We start from the raw sequence: 21,516 nt of genomic DNA, 5'->3' as shown, positions 1-21,516 counted from the left end.
CAACTTTGATGTAAACCCTTAGCAGGCACAACAAACATAAAACAAAACTATGACATGTCGCTGTCCAGCAGCGATTTGAGGCCCGCCGCCTTGGTATCCAGCTCCTGCCACTCTTGCTGTGGATCCGAACCGGCGACAATTCCCGCGCCGGCATATAACGTCAGGCGATCCCCTTCGACATCCGCCGAACGCAGGGAAACGCAGAACTCCGATATCTGACGTGACAGGTAACCGGCCGATCCGGCGTACCAGCCGCGATCGAACGGTTCGTAGCACGCGAGATAGTCTCGGGCGGCGGCGCGAGGCAGCCCCGCCACCGCCGCCGTCGGCTGTAACAGCTGCAAACAAGCACGATCTTTAGCTTCGTGCAGTTCCGCGCGGATCGATCGGCGCAGATGTTGCACCTTACGCAAACGGATGGTTTCCAGCGGCATGACTTCCAACGCCGTCGCGGCCTGAGATAAACGCTGGCGGATATCGTCTACCACCAGCTGGTTCTCGTTCTGATTTTTGGCGTCCTGCATGAGCCACTGCGCCAGCTCGTCGGCACGCCGATCGTCGAGATCGTTGGCGACGGTGCCGGCCAACGCTTCGGTCTCCAGACGATTTCCCTCACGGCGGTAGAGTCGCTCGGGGCTGGAGCCCAGGAAGGCGCGTTGCGGCGTGAAAACCAGCATGAAGTGGTAGCAGTCATGATTGATCGCGCGGCTGGCCGCCATCAGGGCAGCTGCCGCCAGCGGACGATCCAGCGTCAACCGGGTCGTCCTCGCCAAGACCACCTTTTGCAAAGCTCCGGCCTCAATCTCCGCCAACGCCTGCGCGATAAGATCGGTCCATGGCTGTTTTTCGGGATGGTGCGCCGTGAGTTTGACGGTCGCCGCTAACGGCGGCAACGGATGCGCCATTGACAACTGACGCAGCGCCTTCAACGCGTTGTCAGCATCCTGACGCAACGAGACGGCGCTGAAAAGATTGACACGCAGCACGATGCGTTCGCTCTGACGCAACAGCGTAATCCGCGGTAAAAACAGATAGCCGTCGAGAGGCTCCGCCTGAGCCAAGGTGGGGTAACCGAAAGCGTTCAACCCCCACAGCCGCACGTCATCATCGAGATCCTCGCGTTGCAGAAAGGCTTCAGCTTCAGAGGCGGAAGCAAAGGTACAGACAGCGCCGCATGCAGCGGCCTCTTCCGGATCTCGCCGGTGCTGCCAGTAAAACTGCGGATACAACGTCTGAGCGGCCAGCCAGGCCGTCAGTTCTGCATCTTCCCTTCTTTCCGCCGACAGCGTGAAAGTGCGAAAGCCCGCCTTATCTGGCAACGGCGCTCCGAGCGCCCGTTCCATACGCTGCAACAGGCCTGAAAGTTGCTTCACGTCGCCCCCGGTATCCTAACTGAAAGTGTGGGATTATACGGGGGCAGTTCTGGAAAAAAAACGCCGGGAGCCTTTTGGACGAAGATTGTCTGCTGCTCGCCCGTTTTTATCGCCCTAACGTCCCCCTGAGGCAGGCTGCCGTTGAACCTATTTAGGCGCGTAATCGCCACCTGAAAAAGACGACATATCAGAGAGGAAAAGCAGATCCCCTTTCGATAAAAGGCCCGAGTTATGGTAAAAGTAACCCATATTTCTGATTCCAGACGCGGTCTCTGTCTCTCATGCATTCAACCGTCGGCACCAAGCCCTGTTCCCTCGATTCTCCCCTGGCGGATAAAGCCGTTCAGGTCGCCACACGAATTGGTTTTTTGATCTCCGGCACGGCCATATCCTGTTGGGCGCCGCTAGTGCCTTATACCAAGCATCGGCTGGATATCAACGACGCCACGCTCGGCGTGCTGCTATTGTGCATCGGCATCGGCTCGCTCATCTCCATGCCGATGGCCGGGTTTCTGACGGCCCGGTTTAGCTGCCGACGGGTCATTTTCGCCTCCGGCACGGCGCTGTGCGTGCTGCTGCCGATATTAACTTTGCCTGAAACGTTTCCGGTGATGGCGCTGATGCTGGCTTTGCTGGGCGCGATGCTGGGATTGATGGATGTCGCCATCAACGTCCAGGCCGTTGAGGTGGAGCGCGCCTGTCAACGGGCCCTGATGTCCAGCTTTCACGGCTTTTATAGCGTTGGCGGGATCGTCGGCGCTGGCTGCATCAGCCTGCTGCTGTGGCTAGGACTGTCGCCCTTGCTGGCGACAGTGGCGATGGCGTTACTGATCTGGCTCCCGCTGTTCTGGTCCCAGCGCCATATGGTGCGCGCCACGTCGCGGGCCGGCGGGGGGCCTTTACTGGCGATACCTCGAGGATGGGTGCTGTTCATCGGCATTCTGTGCTTCATCATGTTTCTGACTGAGGGCGCCGTTCTGGACTGGGGCGCGCTGTATCTGACTGCATTTCGCGGCATCGATGCGCGTCAGGCGGGTATCGGCTTCGCCGCCTTTTCCATTACGATGACGCTGGGGCGGCTCTATGGCGATCGGGTGGTCAACCGTCTTGGCCGCTTTGCCGTCATCGCCGGCGGAAGCCTATGCGCCGCGGCGGGACTGCTGATGACGATTACCATCGATAATCCCTTCACCGCCATCGGCGGCTTTGCGTTAGTCGGTCTTGGCGCGGCCAACGTCGTGCCCATCCTGTTTACTACCGCCGGTAATCAGACGATGATGCCGCCGCATCTGGCTCTCGCATCCATTACCACGATGGGCTATGCCGGTTCTCTGCTTGGTCCGACGCTGTTAGGATTTGTCGCCCAGGTCAGCAGCCTGTCGCTGGCGCTGGGCGTGATCGTTATGTTGTTGCTGGCCGTCTGCGCCAGCTCTCGCGCCATCATCCGTTCGTCTGGAGATTGATTGACATGCCCGCCATCATCATGCGTTATTTCTCTCTGTTTGTTTTACTGCTGCTGCTGGTGTTCGGGGCGTTCAGCTACAACTACATCAACGGCTGGATGACGGAGAAGAAGTATGCTCTGACCGATATCGCTGAAAGCATGCAGAAGCGGATCGACACTTATCGCTTTTTTACCGACCAGATTTATAAAAATCTGCTCGTGGACGCCCCGCCCCCGACCGAAGGCGCGTTAAACGTCATTACGCTGGTGCCGAACGTGTTTTACGTCGAGCAGCGCGGTCAGAAAACCGATACGTTGATCTTCGGCCAGCACGAGAAGAGCACCCTCTACTCGATGCACAAAATTTCGCAGTACCTGGACATACTGTGGGGCGCGAAGACCGACGTATTTTCGATGTACTATCTCAACGGCACCGATAACAGCCTGACGATGATCTCCACCCAACCGCTGAAGGACGTCTCTTCCCAGTTTCGCGGCAGCTATATCGCCGCGCTGATTGAAGCCCGCAAGGCGGAAATGCTACAGCAGGCGAATGCGCTGGATGAACGCGAAAGCTTCTCGCCGTTGCGCAAGCTGCGCTTTTATAACAACTACTATTTCACCCTGCGCACTACCTTCAACCAACCGGGGCATCTCGCGACCGTGATTGCCTTCGACCTGTCGATCAATGATTTAATCCCGCGCAACATGGAGCGGGAAAATCTCATGCTGCGTCAGCAAACGCTGCCGATGAGCATGGAAACCGGCACCGATAATGAAACGCCGACCGATGTCCGCCTGGAAGGCACGATGGTGGAAGTGTCCGCCCAGCTGACTAACGCGCCGCTGAAAATGGTCTATAGCATCCCGCTGGACCGTCTCGTAGCAGACATGCTGCGCACCAATGTCTGGATGATATTGCTCAATCTGGCGCTGCTGCTAATCGCACTGATGGGTTTTTACGCTTTTCGACGCCACTTTTCCCGTCCCCGGGAAGACCTGTCGTACCGGCTGAAGAAGCAGCAGAACATGTACACCGAAATCATCGGTCACCTGCCGGTGGGCGTGTTGGTCTATGACTTCAGCGTCAATAAAGTGGTGGTGGCGAACGCGCTGGCGGAACGCCTGTATCCTCACCTGAGTCTGAAGAAAATTGCGACGCTGGCGGAAGAGCATCAGGGCGTGATTCAGGCGACCGTCGATAACGAGATGTATGAAGTGAGGCTGTTCTACAGCCTGTTCGTGCCGGACTACTGCCTGTTTTTACTACGCGAACAAGAGCAGGAAATCGTCATCAACAAGAAACTACAGCTGGCGCAGCAGGAGTTTGACAAGAACATCGCCGTGCGTAAGCAGTTGTTCCATAACCTGAGCGAAGAGTTCAAACAACCGCTCAGCGCCGTGCATCAGCTGGCGCTGTCGTTGCGCAACGAGCAGACGCAGGACGAACGGCAGCAGTCGCTGCAACTGCTGATCAGCGAGGCCGCCTGCGCCCTGAGCCTGATGGAAAATATCGCTCTGCAGGCTCAGTTGGAAACCGACGAGTGGGAAATGGCGTACGCGCCTTTTTCGCCGCTCGCGCTCGTCGACGATTTACTGCTGACAATATTGCCTCGCATCCAGCAGAAAGGAATCAGCCTGTTTAATCATTACCAGCTGGATATTCGACAGACCTATCTTGGCGACGGTGAGTTATTAAAGAAAACGCTTTCTTTATTAATGGATTATACCGTTACCAATACGGACTACGGCAAAATTACGCTGACGCTAAAACACCCTGGAAAGTCTTCAGGACAATTGGTCATACAAATTAACGATACGGGTACAGATGTTTCCGTCGAAGAACTCGATAATGTACAGCATCCGTTCGCCGCGCCGGCGCTTTCTGATCGATTCAGCCAAAATTCCGGATTAACCTTATTTTTATGTCAGCAGCTTTGCCACAAACTGGGCGGTCAATTGCAAATCAACCGACTGCCGGATTTAGGTACGCAATATACGCTGACGCTGAAAATGGACCCCGTCGAGCTTCCGAAGGAGGAAGAGGAAAAGCTGCTGGATGGTATTACGGTGTTACTGGATATCACCTCGGATGAAGTACGGCAGATAGTTAGCCGCATGGTCAGCCAGTGGGGTGCGGACTTCGTCATTTATGACGAACGACTGATTAATCAGGAAGCGGACCTTACGATTACGGACAACGCAGGAAAAGTCGCAGACGACACGCTGTTAGTGACCGGAGAAGATACCCAATGCGTTTCTCTGGGCAAGCGGCGGCTGCGCACCAGCTACAACATCAGCCCGCTGATGCTGGATGCTCTGCTAAAACTGATCGAACAGCAGTTGGAAACGTCAACCGACGACAGCCATCCGGCAACGGATGACGACATCGGTTTTTACGCTCGCCAACTGCGCAGCAGCGATTACTTTTCACTGTTCGTAGAGACAGTACCGGAGGATATGAACAGGCTGTATACTGAAATCCAAGGTGGCGATTTTGTGTCACTGGCTCAGACAGCCCACCGGCTCAAAGGCGTGTTTGCCATGCTGAATCTGCATCCGGGCAAACAATTGTGTGAAGTCCTGGAACAACTAATAACCTCGCAGGATAGTGTGCAGATAAAGGATAACCTTCAACAGATTGAACGTTTTGTCAGTGCATTACTACAGCAAGGTGGCCAACAATATGAGTAAACAACAATGAACAACATTAATGTAATTATTGCAGACGACCATCCAATCGTTCTTTTCGGCATCAGAAAATCGCTGGAACAAATCGAGTGGGTGAACGTCGTTGGGGAATTTGAAGACTCAACAGCGTTAATCAATAATTTACCAAAGCTCAACGCCAACGTTCTTATTACTGATTTATCCATGCCAGGGGATAAATACGGCGACGGAATTACGCTGATCAAATATATCAAGCGTCACTTTCCGCAGCTGTCAATTATTGTTCTGACCATGAACAACAACCCAGCGATTCTTAGCGCCGTACTGGAGCTGGACATCGAAGGGATCGTACTTAAACAAGGCGCGCCGACGGATCTGCCTAAGGCATTGGCCGCGTTGCAGAAAGGCAAGAAATTCACGCCGGAAAGCGTGAGCAAGGTGTTGGAAAAAATCAGCGCCAGCGGCTATGGCGACAAACGCCTGTCGCCGAAGGAAAGCGAAGTGCTGCGCCTGTTCGCGGAAGGTTTCCTGGTAACAGAGATTGCCAGAAAGCTTAACCGCAGCATCAAGACCATTAGCAGCCAAAAGAAATCAGCCATGACCAAACTCGGGGTTGATAACGATATTGCGCTGTTGAACTACCTCTCCTCCGTCGGCGTGGCGTCGACAGAAAAAGAGTAATGCCGTCCCCCGCCGATGATCTCGGCGGGCATTCCGCACTCAGGCTCTTTTCAGAGCCTTTTTTTTCGTTTCCACTCCCCCGACTCATCGCAAGTCTGACTTGCAACCCACCGATATCGAGGCAAGGACGAGGGTCAGCGATCCTTGGGCTGCGCAGCGTTGTTTTGCCGTACCAGATTGGCGTAATACGCCAAAGACTGTTGCAGCGTATCCAGCGTGACCGGTTTCGACAGGCAGTTATCCATACCGGCTTCTAAACAGCGCTGCCGTTCTTCCGCCAACGCGTTTGCGGTCACCCCAATTACCGGCAGCGTCATTGCCATCTCGCGCATCCGGCGAGTAAATCCGTACCCATCCAGATTCGGCATATTGACGTCCGTCAGCACGATATCTACGGATAGTTTGCTTAACACGTCGAGCGCGTCCAACCCGTCGTTAGCCGTAACGACTTCATAACCCAACGACCCCAGCTGATCCGCCAGCAAACGGCGGTTAATCGGGTGATCGTCCACGACCAGAATGTGGATATCGTCGTTGTCGCGGCTATAGCTCACCGAAGCCGGAGCGGCGGACGTTGGGGCCGGCAACGCGTCTTTGCCGCGATAAATGCGTTGCAGCAGTTGCGGGAGATCCTGCGGGGCAGAAGTGCTGTGCTCCCAGCATCCGGGCGACACTTCCTGCGCCGACCCCGTATGCGAACCGCTGATCAGAATGTGCGCTCGCGCGCCGAGGTTCTGACTCAACGGATAGTCGCTGATGACGATCTCATCGGCCGCCACCGCCTGCCCGCTATAGTCCTGCACATTCAGGCCGTGCTCCTGCAGGAACGCACGCAGGTAATTTCCCATATACGCGTTGCGAATACGTAGCCAGGCGTTTTTCCCCTGCAATAGTGGATTAATCACCGTGAGCGGATACTGGGCCTGATACAGCGGGATACGAATGCCGAACTGGCTGCCCAGCCCCGGAGCCGACTCGATGGTGATGTCGCCATCCATCAGGTTGACCAGCTTCTCACAAATCGCCAGCCCCAGACCGGTGCCCTGAAAATGCCGCTGCACGCCGGTTCCCGCCTGGAAGAAGGGATCGAACAGTTTCATCACTTCGCGCGTATTGATCCCGACGCCGGTATCCCGCACCAGAAACTCGATATACCCGTCGCGACAGCGCACCTGAAACACAATACAGCCGGTATCAGTGAACTTGATGGCGTTGCTCAGCAGGTTGGACAGCACCTGCTGCAAACGCACCGGATCGCCCGACAGGCTCAACGGCACTTTGGGTTCGATAAAACAGTAGAGCGTCAGGCGCTTTTTAACCACCAACGGCAGATAGTTGCTCACCACATGGCTGATCACTTCGCGCGGGATAAACTGGCAGTTTTCGATCTTCAACTGCTCGGACTCGATTTTGGAGAAGTCGAGAATGTCGCTAATGATTTTCAGCAGCAGTTCAGACGAATTGTGCATTGCCGTCACCAGCCGGTTCGCATCTTTCGGCAGTGTCTTGGTCTGTAGCAAATCCAGGTTGCCAATGATGCCGTATAGCGGCGTGCGTAATTCATGACTGACCGTCGCCAGGAACATCGATTTGGACTGGCTGGCCTGCTCGGCCGCATTGGCCATTTCCTGCAACGACTCTTCCATTCTGACGCGGGCGCTGACGTCTAACAGGACGCAGATCGCGACGTTTTCGTTGCGATAACGTGAATGTACGAAGCTGATTTGCAGATGGTGGTTACGGCTAGTCAATACATCCACGGACTTGGACTGCTGTTCGCAGATAATCTTGGTTACACGGATACGGTCTTCGTAGGTCAGCAGGCTAAGGTAGTTATGGGCCAGCTCGTTACTCAGAATATTGGCGCCGTCGCTAATCCGCAGGATACAGATTCCCACCGGCGCAGAGGCCACGATCTTGCGGTTGAACTGTTCGTTCTCCTCCAGCTGAAACGCGTTTCGTTCCGCGGGCAAAAACATGCGCTGCTCCAGCACGCGGGTAATGACAAACAACGCGATGGCCGACAGCAAATTCAGCAGCGCCATGTTCATGATCAAGGAGTTGAGCGCCGCCAGAATGACCTCCAGCGGCAGCGCGTACACGACGCTCAGCGTGGTCGGCTGCAACGTCTTCTTCAGAATTAAGGCTTTGTAGTTATTGATGTAACCGAAGTAGGCGCTGGTGTCTGGGTAAGGCCCGTTGATATTATTGCGCGCCGCATCGCTGAACTGCATCAACGTGCGATTGTTTTGGTCGAGCAGTTTGACACTGAACGGCAGATCGCTGCTCAGCATGAAATCATCCAACCGGATAGGCTGTTCGATTCCCATCACCGCCACCAGCTGGTTCTCCACATAGATCGGCATCAATGCATAGAAGTAGCCGGTCTCAGAGGTCAGGCCGGAGCTGACCCAGAACAGGCTGTCGTCGCGGCGGGTCGACAGTTTGCTGTTGCGCTGTCCCTGCAGGCGTTCCTGCACGTTTCTCACCAGACTCTCACTGTCCAGCGACTGGTTACGGATGCCGAAATCCACCAGACATTGCTGGCGTCGGTCGACAAAGAAGATACGGTTCAGATCGTAGACGGAAGAGAAATCGTGGTGCCACTGCTCAAAGAAGTGGATGAGAGGCGTCAGCTGGGAGACATTTTTTTCATACTCTGCGGCACAGTTGACCGACGACGACATACCGTAAATCGAGTAGGCCTTCTCCTGCACTTCCGTAAGATGCTCCCGGCCAGGATTGGTCACGCTCAGCCGGTTGGTCGCCATATATTTAAGCTCGCGGGCCACATCGGTCGCGCGGCGAATATATCCCAAAGACTGGTCGGCGTTCAGGGTAAACAGATGTCTCAGCTGAGACTCGCGTTCGTTGAGCGCCTTGCTGATATAAAACAATGAGATCAGCGCTCCCAGGAGCCACAGCGCCAGAGCCAGCGCCCGGAACAAATACCGGGAAAATTTCAGTGTAGTCTGAAATGAAGCTACAAATTTCAAGGGAATACCGTCAGGTTATGGGATAACAAACTGCCGCTGAACCAGCGGCTACCACAGTACCGATCCCGCATAAAAAAAGCCAGCGCATCACACGCTGGCTTAGTTATCGCATCCGGAGAAATTTCCTCGGATTACTCGTCGTCTACAGCTTCATCATCGTCATTGTCAGATTCGTGCTCATCGCCTTCCTCTTCAATGATCTCACCGTCGACATCAACGACGCCGTCCAGTTCTTCATCTTCCACCGGTTCGGCGACGCGCTGCAAACCGACGACATTTTCGTCTTCAGCAGTACGGATCAGCGTGACGCCCTGGGTGTTACGACCCACGATGCTCACCTCGGATACACGGGTACGCACCAGCGTTCCGGCATCAGTAATCATCATGATCTGATCGGCTGTATCGACCTGCACCGCGCCGACGACCTGTCCGTTACGCTCGCTCACCTTGATGGAGATCACCCCTTTGGTGGCGCGAGATTTCACCGGATATTCACCCACCGCAGTACGCTTACCGAAGCCGTTCTGCGTGACGGTTAGGATATCGCCGTCGCCGCGAGGCACAATCAGCGAAACCACACGGTCGTCGTCCTGTAGGTTGATACCGCGTACACCGGTCGCGGTACGACCCATCGCACGTACCGCCTGCTCGGAGAAGCGTACGACTTTTCCTGAAGCGGAGAACAACATGACTTCGTTGCTGCCATCCGTCAGGTCGACGCCAATCAGTTCGTCGCCGTCGTTCAGGTTGACGGCGATGATGCCGGCGCTGCGCGGGCGGCTAAACTCGGTCAACGCGGTTTTCTTCACCGTACCGCTCGCCGTCGCCATAAAGATGTTCAGCCCTTCTTCGTATTCACGTACCGGCAGAATGGCGGTGATACGTTCATTCGGCTCCAGCGGGAGCAGGTTGACGATTGGACGTCCACGGGCGCCTCGGCTGGCTTCCGGCAGCTGGTAGACCTTCATCCAGTACAGACGACCACGGCTGGAGAAGCACAGGATCGTATCGTGGGTGTTCGCCACCAGCAGACGATCGATGAAGTCCTCTTCCTTGATGCGGGCGGCAGACTTGCCGCGTCCGCCGCGACGTTGCGCCTCATAGTCGGTCAACGGCTGGTACTTCACGTAACCCTGATGAGACAGCGTCACAACCACATCTTCCTGGTTGATCAGGTCTTCGATGTTGATGTCGGCGCTATTCGCGGTGATTTCGGTGCGACGCGGATCGTTGTACTGTTCCTTAATCGCTTCAAGCTCTTCGCGAATGACTTCCATCAGGCGATCCGGGCTATTAAGAATGAACAGCAGTTCAGCGATTTGTTCCAGCAACGACTTGTATTCGTCCAGCAGTTTTTCATGTTCCAGACCGGTCAGTTTCTGCAGACGCAGATCCAGAATGGCCTGAGCCTGCTGCTCGGTCAGGTAGTAGTGACCATCCCGAATACCGAATTCCGGCTCCAGCCACTCCGGACGCGCGGCATCGTCACCGGCGCGTTCCAGCATGGCGGCGACGGAACCCAGCTCCCAGGCATGCGACACCAGCGCGGCTTTCGCTTCCGCAGGCGTCGGCGCCTGACGAATCATCTCGATGATCGGGTCGATGTTCGCCAGCGCAATGGCGAGACCTTCCAAAATGTGGGCGCGTTCGCGCGCTTTGCGCAGCTCATAAATCGTGCGGCGCGTCACCACTTCACGGCGGTGACGAACAAATGCGGACAGGATCTCTTTCAGCGTCATTAAACGAGGCTGGCCCTGATGCAGCGCCACCATGTTGATGCCGAACGATACCTGCATCTGCGTCTGGGAGTAGAGGTGGTTCAGGACCACTTCCCCGACCGCATCGCGTTTAATTTCAATAACGATGCGCATCCCGTCCTTATCGGACTCATCGCGCAGCGCGCTGATGCCTTCGATACGCTTGTCTTTCACCAACTCGGCCATTTTTTCTATCAGGCGGGCTTTGTTCACCTGATAAGGAATTTCATGGACGATGATGGTTTCACGGCCGGTTTTCGCATCCGCCTCGACCTCGGCGCGAGCGCGGATATACACCTTGCCGCGGCCTGTGCGATACGCTTCTTCGATGCCGCGCTTGCCATTGATGATGGCGGCGGTAGGGAAATCAGGTCCCTTGATATGCTCCATCAAGCCTTCAAGGCTGATGTTTTCATCGTTGATGTAGGCTAGACAGCCGTCAATCACTTCAGACAGGTTGTGAGGTGGAATGTTGGTCGCCATCCCCACCGCGATACCGGAAGATCCGTTGACCAGCAGGTTGGGGATGCGCGTCGGCATGACGTCTGGAATCTGTTCCGTGCCGTCGTAGTTCGGCACGAAATCGACCGTTTCTTTGTCCAGGTCGGACAGCAATTCATGGGCGATTTTCGACATGCGAACTTCGGTGTAACGCATGGCGGCAGCGGAATCTCCGTCGATCGAGCCAAAGTTACCCTGTCCATCCACCAGCATGTAACGCAGCGAGAATGGCTGCGCCATACGCACGATGGTGTCGTAAACCGCACTGTCACCGTGAGGGTGGTATTTACCGATGACGTCCCCGACCACACGGGCCGATTTTTTATAAGGTTTGTTCCAGTCATTCCCGAGTACGTTCATCGCGAACAGTACGCGACGGTGTACCGGCTTCAGGCCATCGCGAACATCTGGCAACGCACGTCCGACAATAACAGACATGGCATAGTCCAGATACGAGCTTTTCAGCTCCTCTTCGATGTTAACCGGTGTAATTTCTCTGGCAAGGTCGCTCATGGAGCCGCTATCCCTCTATTAATGCATCTACCCGAGTTCAAAAGGTGAAAAAGTATATCACAAAGCGGCGTTTCGGGGAAAACTCCGCGCCCCGCGCCGGGTTTTTACCGCCCAGTCAGGATACTGATTTTTATTGCCTGCGCCGACACACGGTGGTCCCCAATGGTCGGCTTTACTACAACAACCGCGGCAGGGCGGATATACTCACTAACAGCGAAAATTGACGATAAGGTTAGACATGCACATGAAGGCTGATTCCCATACCCAAAACGTCGACCACGACGAGATCGCCAAATTCGAAGCCGTCGCCTCACGCTGGTGGGACCTGGAAGGCGAATTCAAACCCCTACACCGCATTAATCCGCTGCGTTTGGGATATATCTCCCGCCACGCCGAAGGTCTGTACGGCAAGAAAATCCTGGATGTCGGCTGCGGGGGCGGTATCTTGTCCGAAAGCATGGCGCGCGAAGGGGCCATGGTCACGGGTCTGGATATGGGGGGCGAACCTTTGCAGGTTGCGCGCCTTCATGCTCTGGAAAGCGGGGTCGACGTGCACTACGTTCAGGAAACCGTAGAAGCCCATGCCGAGGCTCACGCTGGAGAATACGACGTGGTGACCTGCATGGAAATGCTCGAACACGTGCCCGACCCGCGCTCCATAGTCGAAGCCTGCGCCCGTTTGGTTAGGCCTGGAGGCCAGGTATTTTTCTCCACGATTAACCGTAACGCTAAAGCGTGGCTGATGATGATCGTGGGTGCCGAATATGTCGCGAAGATGGTGCCGCGAGGAACGCACGACATCAAGAAGTTTATACGCCCTGCCGAACTGCTGGGATGGCTTGATTCGACGCCATTGCGGGAAAAGCACATCACTGGGCTGCACTATAATCCGCTGTTCGACACATTCAGACTGGGCGGGAGTGTAGACGTTAACTATATGCTGCATACACAGCGTGAAAACGCCGAATAGACTGACGAGCCAGGCCAGGCGTTTGAGCTCTCCTTGTTCCTTCCGCATCGCATACGCTCTCATCATCGATTCGGGAGGACGGCATGATTGGGGGGAAAACCACGCCGTCCCTCCTGTTCTTGCCTGAGTACTGCTTTCCAACTTGCCGCTACCACTGCCCTTCCTCCTCGTTGACTGATGGTGGCGCCATCATTCAGTCGAGGACAAGGCAAAACTATCGATAACTTGATCGCTAACTTGATGTCTGTCCACGGCAGATGAATATGATGCCGCCTTCAATATTCACTATTTTTAATACCTAAATGCAGTAGAAGTATTTTCGATATCCTCATTATTTCTTCCAGATTATTCCTAAAAAGTTTTTTATTTAATACCGCACCCGTTCCCCTTAAAATATAGGGGCGAAAAATTCGCCCCTGTACATCGCTACCGCCATAACAAATGGGTACCCCTTAGGTAACCACTAAAATTAATCCATATGCACAAAAACCATTCCCATAATAGCGTAGCTATGACCAATGGTTTTTAACGCAGAGGATTATTGAATACGGCGAGCGGTTCCGGAAAGGTAATTATCCCTTCAGGAAAATTAGCCTGCTTCTTTTAGAATCGACCATTTCTATTGTCATTACTTCCTTTGCTACTACGTCCGGTTGATTTGCCGCTCGTACTGCCCTGCGAAGGACTCGCGCTGCGGCTGCTTGCCGAACTAGACGCCAGCACCCAATGAGGCTGATGGCCGGCCGCTCTGACGTGGCTATCGTTATTCACAGGCGCGTAATCAATAACATCAGTGCCGGAATAGGCACTTAAAGACGCCATAGACATTACCAAACCAGTAATGGAACTCAGTAAAATAGAGACTTTTCTATATTGCATATTGAATTTTCCTTATTCATGGATTTAATAAAACCATTTAAACATTAACCCAATAGGAAATAATAAAAAATAAACATAGCGTAATAAATGTAACGCGATATGAGTAAAACAAACGACCCAAACTTATTCTTACCGAGATAATTACAACAACCCATTATTACTTAGTTCTATTTTTTGTTGGAATAAAAAATAACCTAGCGTGTATTTGGTTATTTATTTATTACTCCCAACCAAAACCAAGAAATCAACGTTTAAAATAAAGTCCATCTCTTAATCACTCATCGAGATGTAAACATTTATTATACATTCCATTAATAAAGACAGGTTCACCAAATACCATTCCCGCACAATAACCAGACAATGCCACCCTACGCGCGCCATTGATTTTCCTGCACGGCGGATCTTGCTCACGCGCCCCATGTTAAGTCCCCCATGCCCCACAGCGTCAGCCCCCCGTTTACGACCAGCGATCGCCATGGAAACAGACTTTCCTGCAAGCCAGAAACAGGTAAACAGCAAAGAGCGGAGCGGAAGGGAAAAGAAGCACTTTACAAAAGCGCGTCTCCTGGCGGCCAAACAACCAAACACAGGACCAGATCAAAAAGTTGTTTTTTCCGTTCGAATAAGAATCCAGCGGTCGATCAATTTTTTTTATTTTTTGTGGAAGCGGTTGACATAAAACAAAGCCGCATTGCGGCTGGTTTCACTCCATTCCATCTCAATGTCCGGGTCAAATTCTGCACGATGCGCTTACTTGCATTAACATGTATTTCTCACTATCTTGTTATCAAAACCAACCCAGCCCCCTACATATAGTGTTTACCTTATGTGTCAGACACTATTTTCCGCATGCGAAAATGCAGGCGATGGGCTGCCAAGAACTCAAATAGGTACTCCTCCACATGAACCAGAGTCTGCTCGTTACCAAACGCGATGGCAGTAAAGAACGTATCAATCTGGATAAGATTCACCGGGTTATCACTTGGGCCGCCGAAGGGTTGCACAATGTGTCGGTTTCACAGGTTGAGCTGCGCTCCCATATCCAGTTTTACGACGGCATCAAAACCGCCGACATTCATGAGACCATCATCAAGGCCGCAGCAGACCTGATCTCTAAAGAAAGCCCGGATTATCAATATCTGGCCGCCCGCCTGGCTATCTTCCATCTGCGCAAAAAAGCGTATGGCCAGTTCGAGCCGCCCAAGCTGTACGACCACGTCGTGAAAATGGTCGACATGGGCAAATATGACCGCCATCTGCTTGACGACTACACGCCGGAAGAGTTTGCCCAGATGAACGACTTCATCGATCACTGGCGCGATATGAACTTCTCGTATGCCGCCGTGAAACAGCTGGAAGGCAAATATCTGGTACAGAACCGTGTGACCGGCGAGATCTATGAAAGCGCCCAGTTCCTGTACATGCTGGTGGCAGCCTGCCTGTTTTCCGGCTACCCCCGTGAGACGCGACTGGATTACGTCAGACGCTTCTATGATGCGGTATCATCTTTCAAGATTTCTCTGCCGACCCCAATCATGTCCGGCGTCCGCACTCCTACCCGCCAGTTCAGCTCCTGCGTACTGATCGAATGCGGCGACAGTCTGGATTCCATCAATGCCACCTCCAGCGCTATCGTGAAATACGTGTCTCAGCGTGCGGGCATCGGCATCAATGCCGGGCGCATCCGTGCGTTGGGCAGCCCGATTCGCGGCGGCGAAGCGTTCCATACCGGCTGCGTTCCGTTCTACAAACACTTCCAGACCGCGGTGAAGTCCTGCTCTCAGGGTGGCGTTCGCGGCGGCGCGGCGACGCTGTTCTACCCGCTATGGCATTTGGAAGTCGAAAGCCTGCTGGTACTCAAAAACAACCGTGGCGTTGAAGGCAACCGTGTTCGCCATCTCGACTACGGCGTGCAGCTCAACAAGCTGATGTATCAGCGCCTGCTCAAGGGTGAAGACATCACTCTGTTTAGCCCGTCCGACGTTCCCGGCCTGTACGACGCCTTCTTCGTCAATCAGGAAGAGTTCGAACGTCTGTACGTTAAGTACGAGCAGGACGACAACATTCGCAAGCAGCGTATCAAAGCGGTCGAACTGTTCTCGCTAATGATGCAAGAGCGCGCGTCCACCGGCCGTATTTACATTCAGAATGTCGATCACTGCAACACCCACAGCCCGTTCGATCCGCAGATCGCGCCGGTACGCCAGTCAAACCTGTGTCTCGAAATCGCGCTGCCGACCAAACCGCTGAACGACGTGAATGACGAGAACGGCGAAATCGCGCTGTGTACGCTGTCCGCCTTTAACCTTGGCGCGATTGATAGCCTCGACGATCTGGAAGAGCTGGCGACACTGGCCGTACGCGCACTGGATGCGCTGCTGGACTATCAGGACTACCCTATCCCCGCGGCGGAACGTGGCGCGATGGGACGTCGAACTCTCGGCATTGGCGTGATCAACTTCGCCTACTATCTGGCGAAAAACGGCGTCCGTTACTCCGACGGCAGCGCCAATAATCTGACGCACCGCACCTTTGAAGCCATTCAGTACTATCTGTTGAAGGCCTCCAACGTGCTGGCGCGCGAACAGGGCGCCTGCCCGTGGTTCAATGAAACCACATACTCACAGGGCATGCTGCCGATCGATACCTACAAACGCGATCTGGACAACATCAGTAACGAACCGCTGCATTTCGACTGGGAAACGCTGCGCCAGGACATCAAAACCCACGGTCTGCGTAACTCCACGCTGTCCGCGCTGATGCCGTCCGAAACGTCGTCGCAGATTTCCAACGCCACCAACGGCATCGAGCCGCCGCGTGGTCATATCAGCGTGAAAGCGTCGAAGGATGGGATTCTCCGTCAGGTCGTGCCGGAATATGAGCGCCTGAAAGGTCAGTACGAACTGCTGTGGGAAATGCCGAACAATGATGGCTATCTGCAATTGGTGGGACTGATGCAGAAATTCGTCGATCAGGCGATTTCGTCCAACACCAACTACGATCCGTCGCGTTTCCCATCAGGCAAAGTGCCGATGAAACAGCTGCTGAAAGATTTGCTGACAGCCTATAAGCTCGGCGTTAAAACGCTCTATTATCAAAATACCCGTGACGGCGCCGAGGACTCTCAGGACGACCTGCTGGACGTCGCCGCGCAGGATGATGGCTGTGAGGGCGGCGCCTGCAAAATCTAAACCGCGCGCGAAAGGATTTTCATTCTGTCGAATGACCGTTTCGTCATCGCCGAGTTATCAGTAAACTCAATAGAAACTGCCGTCTTCGGGACGGCAGTTTTCTGATTTTTCTATGACGGATACGCACTCCGTCCGAGGTCGCCGCAAACGGCGTTGAAAAATGCTTCGGCATTTTTTTGGAGATACCATGGCCTATACCACTTTTTCACAGAACAAAAATAATCAGCTGCTGGAGCCGATGTTCTTCGGCCAGCCGGTTAACGTGGCGCGTTACGACCAGCAGAAATACGAGATTTTCGAAAAACTGATCGAAAAACAGCTCTCCTTTTTCTGGCGTCCGGAGGAAGTCGACGTCTCTCGCGATCGTATCGATTATCAGGCGCTGCCGGATCACGAGAAGCATATTTTCATCAGCAACCTGAAGTATCAGACGTTGCTGGACTCCATTCAGGGCCGCAGCCCGAACGTGGCGCTGCTGCCGCTGATTTCAATTCCCGAGCTGGAGACCTGGGTGGAAACCTGGGCATTTTCCGAAACAATTCACTCCCGCTCTTACACCCATATCATCCGAAATATTGTCAACGATCCCTCTCTGGTATTTGACGATATCGTTACCAACGACGAGATCCTTAAGCGCGCCAAAGACATCTCCGGGTTCTATGACGATCTGATCGAAATGACCAATTACTACCATCTGCTGGGTGAAGGCACGCATCAGGTGAACGGTAAAACCATCGAGATCAGCCTGTACCAGTTGAAGAAACAGCTGTATCTGTGCCTGATGAGCGTCAACGCGCTGGAAGCGATCCGCTTCTACGTCAGCTTCGCATGCTCTTTCGCTTTCGCGGAGCGCGAGCTGATGGAAGGCAACGCCAAAATCATCAAGCTGATCGCCCGCGATGAGGCGCTGCACCTGACCGGAACGCAGCACATGCTGAATCTGCTGCGCTCGGGCCACGATGACCCGGAAATGGCGAAGGTGGCGGAAGAGTGCCAGCAACAGAGCTACGACCTGTTCGTACTGGCCGCGCAGCAAGAAAAAGAGTGGGCGGAATACCTGTTCCGCGACGGCTCCATGATCGGACTCAACAAAGATATTCTGTGCCAGTACATTGAGTACATCACCAATATCCGCATGCAGGCTGTCGGACTGCCGCTGCCGTTTGAAACCCGCACCAACCCGATTCCGTGGATTAACGCCTGGCTCGTTTCGGACAACGTGCAGGTCGCCCCGCAGGAAGTGGAAGTCAGCTCCTATCTGGTCGGACAAATCGACTCGGAAATCAATGCTGACGACCTGAGCGACTTCCAGCTGTAATCATGAGTACGCCCACCATTACCCTGCGCACGTCCGGTGCGCAGTTTGAGTACAGCGAAGAGGGAGACGCCACCTTGCTCGAGGCGTTAGAAACCCAGCGGGTCAACGTGGAGTTCCACTGCCGTTCCGGGTACTGCGGCGCCTGTCGCATGCGCCTTCTCAAAGGCGAGGTCAGCTATGCGCAGACGCCCTTGGCATTCTTTCTGCCGGGCGAAATTCTGCCCTGCTGCTGCAAACCGCTCAGCGATGTAGAGTTAGACATCTAGCCAGCCGGCTCGAGCCGCTGGCTCTTTCCCCCCCACCAGCCCTCCCAGCCTTGTTATCGCGTTCGTCCCCTTCTGTTCCTGATGTTTTTGTTCCTGATGGTTAGCGCCAGACCGACGCACACTTTCCAGGGATGGATGCGTGACGCTTCACCCCACTCCGTCAGTCGTTCGGCCTTCGCGGCCATTTACTCTGGCTTCAGCGTGACGCCGCGATATCATAAAACCAGCTCCGCACAGCTATAGCGGCCAGCCTACCCATCTCATTACATCACCTCGAAAATGTGCATAGTCACTCGATAACCTCGTCTTATCGCCCCGCTCACGACGATCGGCTTCAACCTCATGACCAGCTCCGTCGGGTCCATGATAAAGCGACGTGAATCACGCCTCATCCCCTATATCGCCAGATAACATGGGTTACACTGTTCGGATAAAACATCAGGGAGAGTGAACTCAATGCTAACTTTTATTTCTGTCATTATTCTCGTTGCGCTGATCATCGTTTGGTCAGGCATCAAAATCGTTCCTCAGGGCTACCAATGGACGGTAGAACGCTTTGGTCGTTATACCCGCACATTGATGCCCGGCCTCAACCTGATGGTGCCGTTCATGGACCGAGTGGGTCGTAAGATCAACATGATGGAACAGGTGCTGGAAATCCCGTCGCAGGAGATCATTTCTAAAGACAACGCCAACGTGACCATCGACGCCGTATGCTTCATTCAGGTCATCGACGCCGCGCAGGCCGCCTATGAAGTCAGCAACCTGGAACTGGCCATCATCAACCTGACGATGACTAATATTCGTACCGTATTGGGGTCGATGGAGCTGGACGAAATGTTGTCTCAGCGCGACAGCATTAACACGCGTCTGCTGCACATCGTGGATGAAGCCACCAACCCTTGGGGAATCAAGGTCACCCGTATCGAGATCCGCGACGTTCGTCCGCCTGCAGAGCTAATTGAAGCCATGAATGCGCAGATGAAAGCCGAACGGAACAAACGCGCCGATATTCTGGAAGCCGAAGGCGTGCGTCAGGCCGCCATTTTGAAAGCGGAAGGGGAAAAGCAGTCGCAGATCCTGAAGTCTGAAGGACAGCGTCAGTCTGCCTTTTTGGAAGCGGAAGCCCGCGAACGTTCCGCCGAAGCCGAAGCCCGCGCGACCCAGATGGTGTCTGAAGCTATCGCCGCCGGGAATATCCAGGCTATCAACTACTTCGTCGCGCAGAAATATACCGACGCATTGCAAAACATCGGTTCAGCCAGTAACAGTAAAGTCATCATGATGCCGCTGGATGCCAGCAACCTGATGGGCGCCATTGGCGGAATTAGCGAACTGATTAAAGAAAGCCAGTCCGGCCGGAAAGCATAATGATGACCGATCTACTGATGACCTATGCACGCTGGTTCTGGCTGACGCTCGGCGGACTGCTGCTCGCGGCGGAAATGCTGGGCGCAGGCGGTTATCTGTTGTGGAGCGGCGTGTCTGCGCTGTTGGTTGGCGTGCTGGTCTGGCTGCTGCCATTGGGGCTACCGGCGCAAGGTGTGGCTTTCGCACTCCTCACCGTGCTGACGGCGTGTTTGTGGTGGTATTGGCTGCGTCAGCGTACGCTGCGCAGCCCGGTTTCGACGCTCAATCAGCGCGGGCTACAGCTGGTGGGGCGCAAGGCTTACCTGAGCGAGCCGGTCGTCAATGGCCTCGGTCGCATCACCCTTGGCGATAGCAGTTGGCGAGTCACAGCTGACGGCGACCTGCCCGCAGGAACGCCGGTCGAGATCATCGCAATAGAAGGGATTACGCTTCGCGTTCGTCCGCAGAATCATTGACGTTACGCTCCTCTTATCGTGCGGTCGCTTATAGGCTAGCCGCGCGACAAGAGGACGTCAGACGCTCTTGAAAACCGCCGCCCTCGTCTATCGGCGATGATATTGATCCTCCCCCCTTATCCCACGCAGCCTGCGCGTAATCCCCCGCGGTTCCCCACAGGTTCCGCAGGTTGTGAACTGCCTTTCATTCCAATTCTGAGGAAACTTACGCCCCCGCGCTACATCCACCTTCGGCTTCACGTCGCATGCCATCGCTCACCGCAATTACCGATACAACTTTGCCCGCGAAGCGTTTAGCATAACGTATTGATCCCCGGAGATGACGCTATGAAGCCTATATTACGCCGCATCGCTACGTTCCTCGGCTTGATCTCTCCGCGCAGCTACTGCTATCCCGCGGTCGATATCGAACTCGCAGGTCATCGCTATCATCTGGTCGGCAGTATTCACATGGGGACGGTGGACATGTCGCCGCTGCCGGACGCGCTGCTCAAGCAGATGGACACGGCGACGGCGCTGGTCGTGGAGGCGGATATTTCAGACAGCCGCTCGCCCTTCCCTCCGCTGGAAGAGGCGCCGCCGCTGTCTGAACGACTGGACGCCAACGCGCTCACTCAACTGCAACAGTGTTGCCGTTCACTGGCGCTCAGCTATGACAGCCTCGACCGCCTCCCTGCCTGGCAGATCGCGTTGGTGTTGCAGGCCAAACAGGCGACGTCGCTGGGCCTGCGCCCTCAGTACGGTATCGATTATCAGCTGATTAACATCGCACGGCAGCGAGGCTTGCCCATCATTGAACTCGAGGGTCAGCAGGCACAGGTGGAGCTCCTCCAGCAACTGCCCCGCGGCGGACTGCCGCTGCTTGAAGATACCCTGACCCACTGGCACAGCAACGCACGCCTGCTGCAAACCATGATTAACGGATGGCTGGATTATAAAACCCTGTGCATCGACCATTTGCCCGACAGCTTCGGCAACGTCATGTCGGAAATATTGATGCAGCAGCGCAATCGACGCTGGCGGCAACAGCTAACGTCATTACCGGAGGGAAACTACGTCATCTCGGTAGGCGCGCTGCACCTGTTTGGGGATGATAATTTGCCCGCCTTATTGCGGGCGCACGCATTTTGA

The 21,516-nt window shown here is 54.6% G+C and carries 13 protein-coding genes; 10 read left to right on the top strand and 3 right to left on the bottom strand.

Translation table 11 applies throughout. The annotated features are described in order from the left end of the window. Window positions 1–47: 47 nt before the first annotated feature. Window positions 48–1,373 (bottom strand): isochorismate synthase MenF, encoded by a 1,326-nt coding sequence (menF, locus tag AU511_RS07915; protein ID WP_094099592.1) that lies wholly within the window; start codon window positions 1,371–1,373, stop codon window positions 48–50. A 281-nt stretch (window positions 1,374–1,654) separates the two neighbouring features. On the opposite strand from menF, the gene AU511_RS07905 reads away from it, so the two are divergent. From AU511_RS07905 to rcsB, 3 genes are read left to right on the top strand one after another with little or no spacing between them, the layout of a single operon-like run. Beyond that, window positions 1,655–2,836 (top strand): MFS transporter, encoded by a 1,182-nt coding sequence (locus AU511_RS07905; protein WP_094109321.1) that lies wholly within the window; start codon window positions 1,655–1,657, stop codon window positions 2,834–2,836. Between the two features lie 5 nt (window positions 2,837–2,841). Then, complete coding sequence (rcsD, locus tag AU511_RS07900) at window positions 2,842–5,511, top strand: phosphotransferase RcsD (RefSeq protein ID WP_094109320.1); 2,670 nt, start codon at window positions 2,842–2,844, stop codon at window positions 5,509–5,511. Window positions 5,512–5,517: 6 nt separating this feature from the next. Then, entirely contained in the window at window positions 5,518–6,168 is a 651-nt protein-coding gene (rcsB, locus tag AU511_RS07895) for a response regulator transcription factor RcsB (RefSeq protein ID WP_026738877.1), read from the top strand. Between the two features lie 134 nt (window positions 6,169–6,302). Here rcsB and rcsC read toward each other — a convergent pair whose 3' ends face one another. Both rcsC and gyrA read right to left on the bottom strand, forming a co-directional pair. Further along, a complete protein-coding gene (gene rcsC, locus AU511_RS07890) occupies window positions 6,303–9,164 on the bottom strand; it encodes a two-component system sensor histidine kinase RcsC (RefSeq protein ID WP_094109319.1) in 2,862 nt (953 codons plus the stop codon). A gap of 131 nt (window positions 9,165–9,295) precedes the next feature. Continuing rightward, window positions 9,296–11,935: a DNA topoisomerase (ATP-hydrolyzing) subunit A gene (gene gyrA / locus AU511_RS07885; protein ID WP_094099587.1), complete on the bottom strand. Its 2,640-nt coding sequence runs from the start codon at window positions 11,933–11,935 to the stop codon at window positions 9,296–9,298. Window positions 11,936–12,179: 244 nt separating this feature from the next. Between gyrA and ubiG the strand changes: the two genes are divergently transcribed. The 7 genes from ubiG to AU511_RS07840 all read left to right on the top strand — a co-directional run bounded on the left by ubiG (window position 12,180) and on the right by AU511_RS07840 (window position 21,516). Continuing rightward, window positions 12,180–12,905 carry a bifunctional 2-polyprenyl-6-hydroxyphenol methylase/3-demethylubiquinol 3-O-methyltransferase UbiG gene (gene ubiG / locus AU511_RS07880; RefSeq protein ID WP_094099586.1) on the top strand — a complete coding sequence of 242 codons (726 nt, stop codon included), beginning with the start codon at window positions 12,180–12,182 and terminating at the stop codon, window positions 12,903–12,905. A gap of 1,781 nt (window positions 12,906–14,686) precedes the next feature. Further along, complete coding sequence (nrdA, locus tag AU511_RS07865) at window positions 14,687–16,975, top strand: class 1a ribonucleoside-diphosphate reductase subunit alpha (RefSeq protein WP_094109316.1); 2,289 nt, start codon at window positions 14,687–14,689, stop codon at window positions 16,973–16,975. Between the two features lie 187 nt (window positions 16,976–17,162). Continuing rightward, a complete protein-coding gene (gene nrdB / locus AU511_RS07860; protein ID WP_094099724.1) occupies window positions 17,163–18,293 on the top strand; it encodes a class Ia ribonucleoside-diphosphate reductase subunit beta in 1,131 nt (376 codons plus the stop codon). 2 nt (window positions 18,294–18,295) lie between these two features. Next, window positions 18,296–18,559, top strand: coding sequence for a class I ribonucleotide reductase maintenance protein YfaE (gene yfaE / locus AU511_RS07855; RefSeq protein WP_094109315.1), 264 nt, complete (start codon window positions 18,296–18,298; stop codon window positions 18,557–18,559). Window positions 18,560–19,015: 456 nt separating this feature from the next. After that, the gene (locus AU511_RS07850) at window positions 19,016–19,930 is read left to right on the top strand and encodes an SPFH domain-containing protein (protein WP_026742827.1); all 915 of its coding nucleotides are present in this window, start codon (window positions 19,016–19,018) and stop codon (window positions 19,928–19,930) included. Further along, on the top strand, window positions 19,930–20,385 hold the full coding sequence (locus AU511_RS07845) for an NfeD family protein (RefSeq protein ID WP_094099582.1): 456 nt from the start codon (window positions 19,930–19,932) through the stop codon (window positions 20,383–20,385). The genes AU511_RS07850 and AU511_RS07845 overlap by 1 nt, the downstream gene beginning before the upstream one ends. 327 nt (window positions 20,386–20,712) lie before the next feature. Continuing rightward, complete coding sequence (locus AU511_RS07840; RefSeq protein ID WP_094099581.1) at window positions 20,713–21,516, top strand: TraB/GumN family protein; 804 nt, start codon at window positions 20,713–20,715, stop codon at window positions 21,514–21,516.

Source organism: Lonsdalea iberica (assembly GCF_002111585.1).
Taxonomy (GTDB): domain Bacteria; phylum Pseudomonadota; class Gammaproteobacteria; order Enterobacterales; family Enterobacteriaceae; genus Lonsdalea; species Lonsdalea iberica.
Note: the sequence above shows the minus strand (reverse complement) of the source record. Positions and strands in the feature narration are given on the sequence as shown.

Excerpts from the sequence above, each read along its gene's own strand:
- ubiG (WP_094099586.1), top strand. The coding sequence starts at position 12,180 with ATGAAGGCTGATTCCCATACCCAAAACGTCGACCACGACGAGATCGCC.
- yfaE (WP_094109315.1), top strand. The coding sequence starts at position 18,296 with ATGAGTACGCCCACCATTACCCTGCGCACGTCCGGTGCGCAGTTTGAG.
- AU511_RS07905 (WP_094109321.1), top strand. The coding sequence starts at position 1,655 with ATGCATTCAACCGTCGGCACCAAGCCCTGTTCCCTCGATTCTCCCCTG.
- nrdB (WP_094099724.1), top strand. The coding sequence starts at position 17,163 with ATGGCCTATACCACTTTTTCACAGAACAAAAATAATCAGCTGCTGGAG.
- gyrA (WP_094099587.1), bottom strand. The coding sequence starts at position 11,935 with ATGAGCGACCTTGCCAGAGAAATTACACCGGTTAACATCGAAGAGGAG.
- AU511_RS07845 (WP_094099582.1), top strand. The coding sequence starts at position 19,930 with ATGATGACCGATCTACTGATGACCTATGCACGCTGGTTCTGGCTGACG.
- AU511_RS07840 (WP_094099581.1), top strand. The coding sequence starts at position 20,713 with ATGAAGCCTATATTACGCCGCATCGCTACGTTCCTCGGCTTGATCTCT.
- nrdA (WP_094109316.1), top strand. The coding sequence starts at position 14,687 with ATGAACCAGAGTCTGCTCGTTACCAAACGCGATGGCAGTAAAGAACGT.
- rcsD (WP_094109320.1), top strand. The coding sequence starts at position 2,842 with ATGCCCGCCATCATCATGCGTTATTTCTCTCTGTTTGTTTTACTGCTG.
- AU511_RS07850 (WP_026742827.1), top strand. The coding sequence starts at position 19,016 with ATGCTAACTTTTATTTCTGTCATTATTCTCGTTGCGCTGATCATCGTT.
- rcsB (WP_026738877.1), top strand. The coding sequence starts at position 5,518 with ATGAACAACATTAATGTAATTATTGCAGACGACCATCCAATCGTTCTT.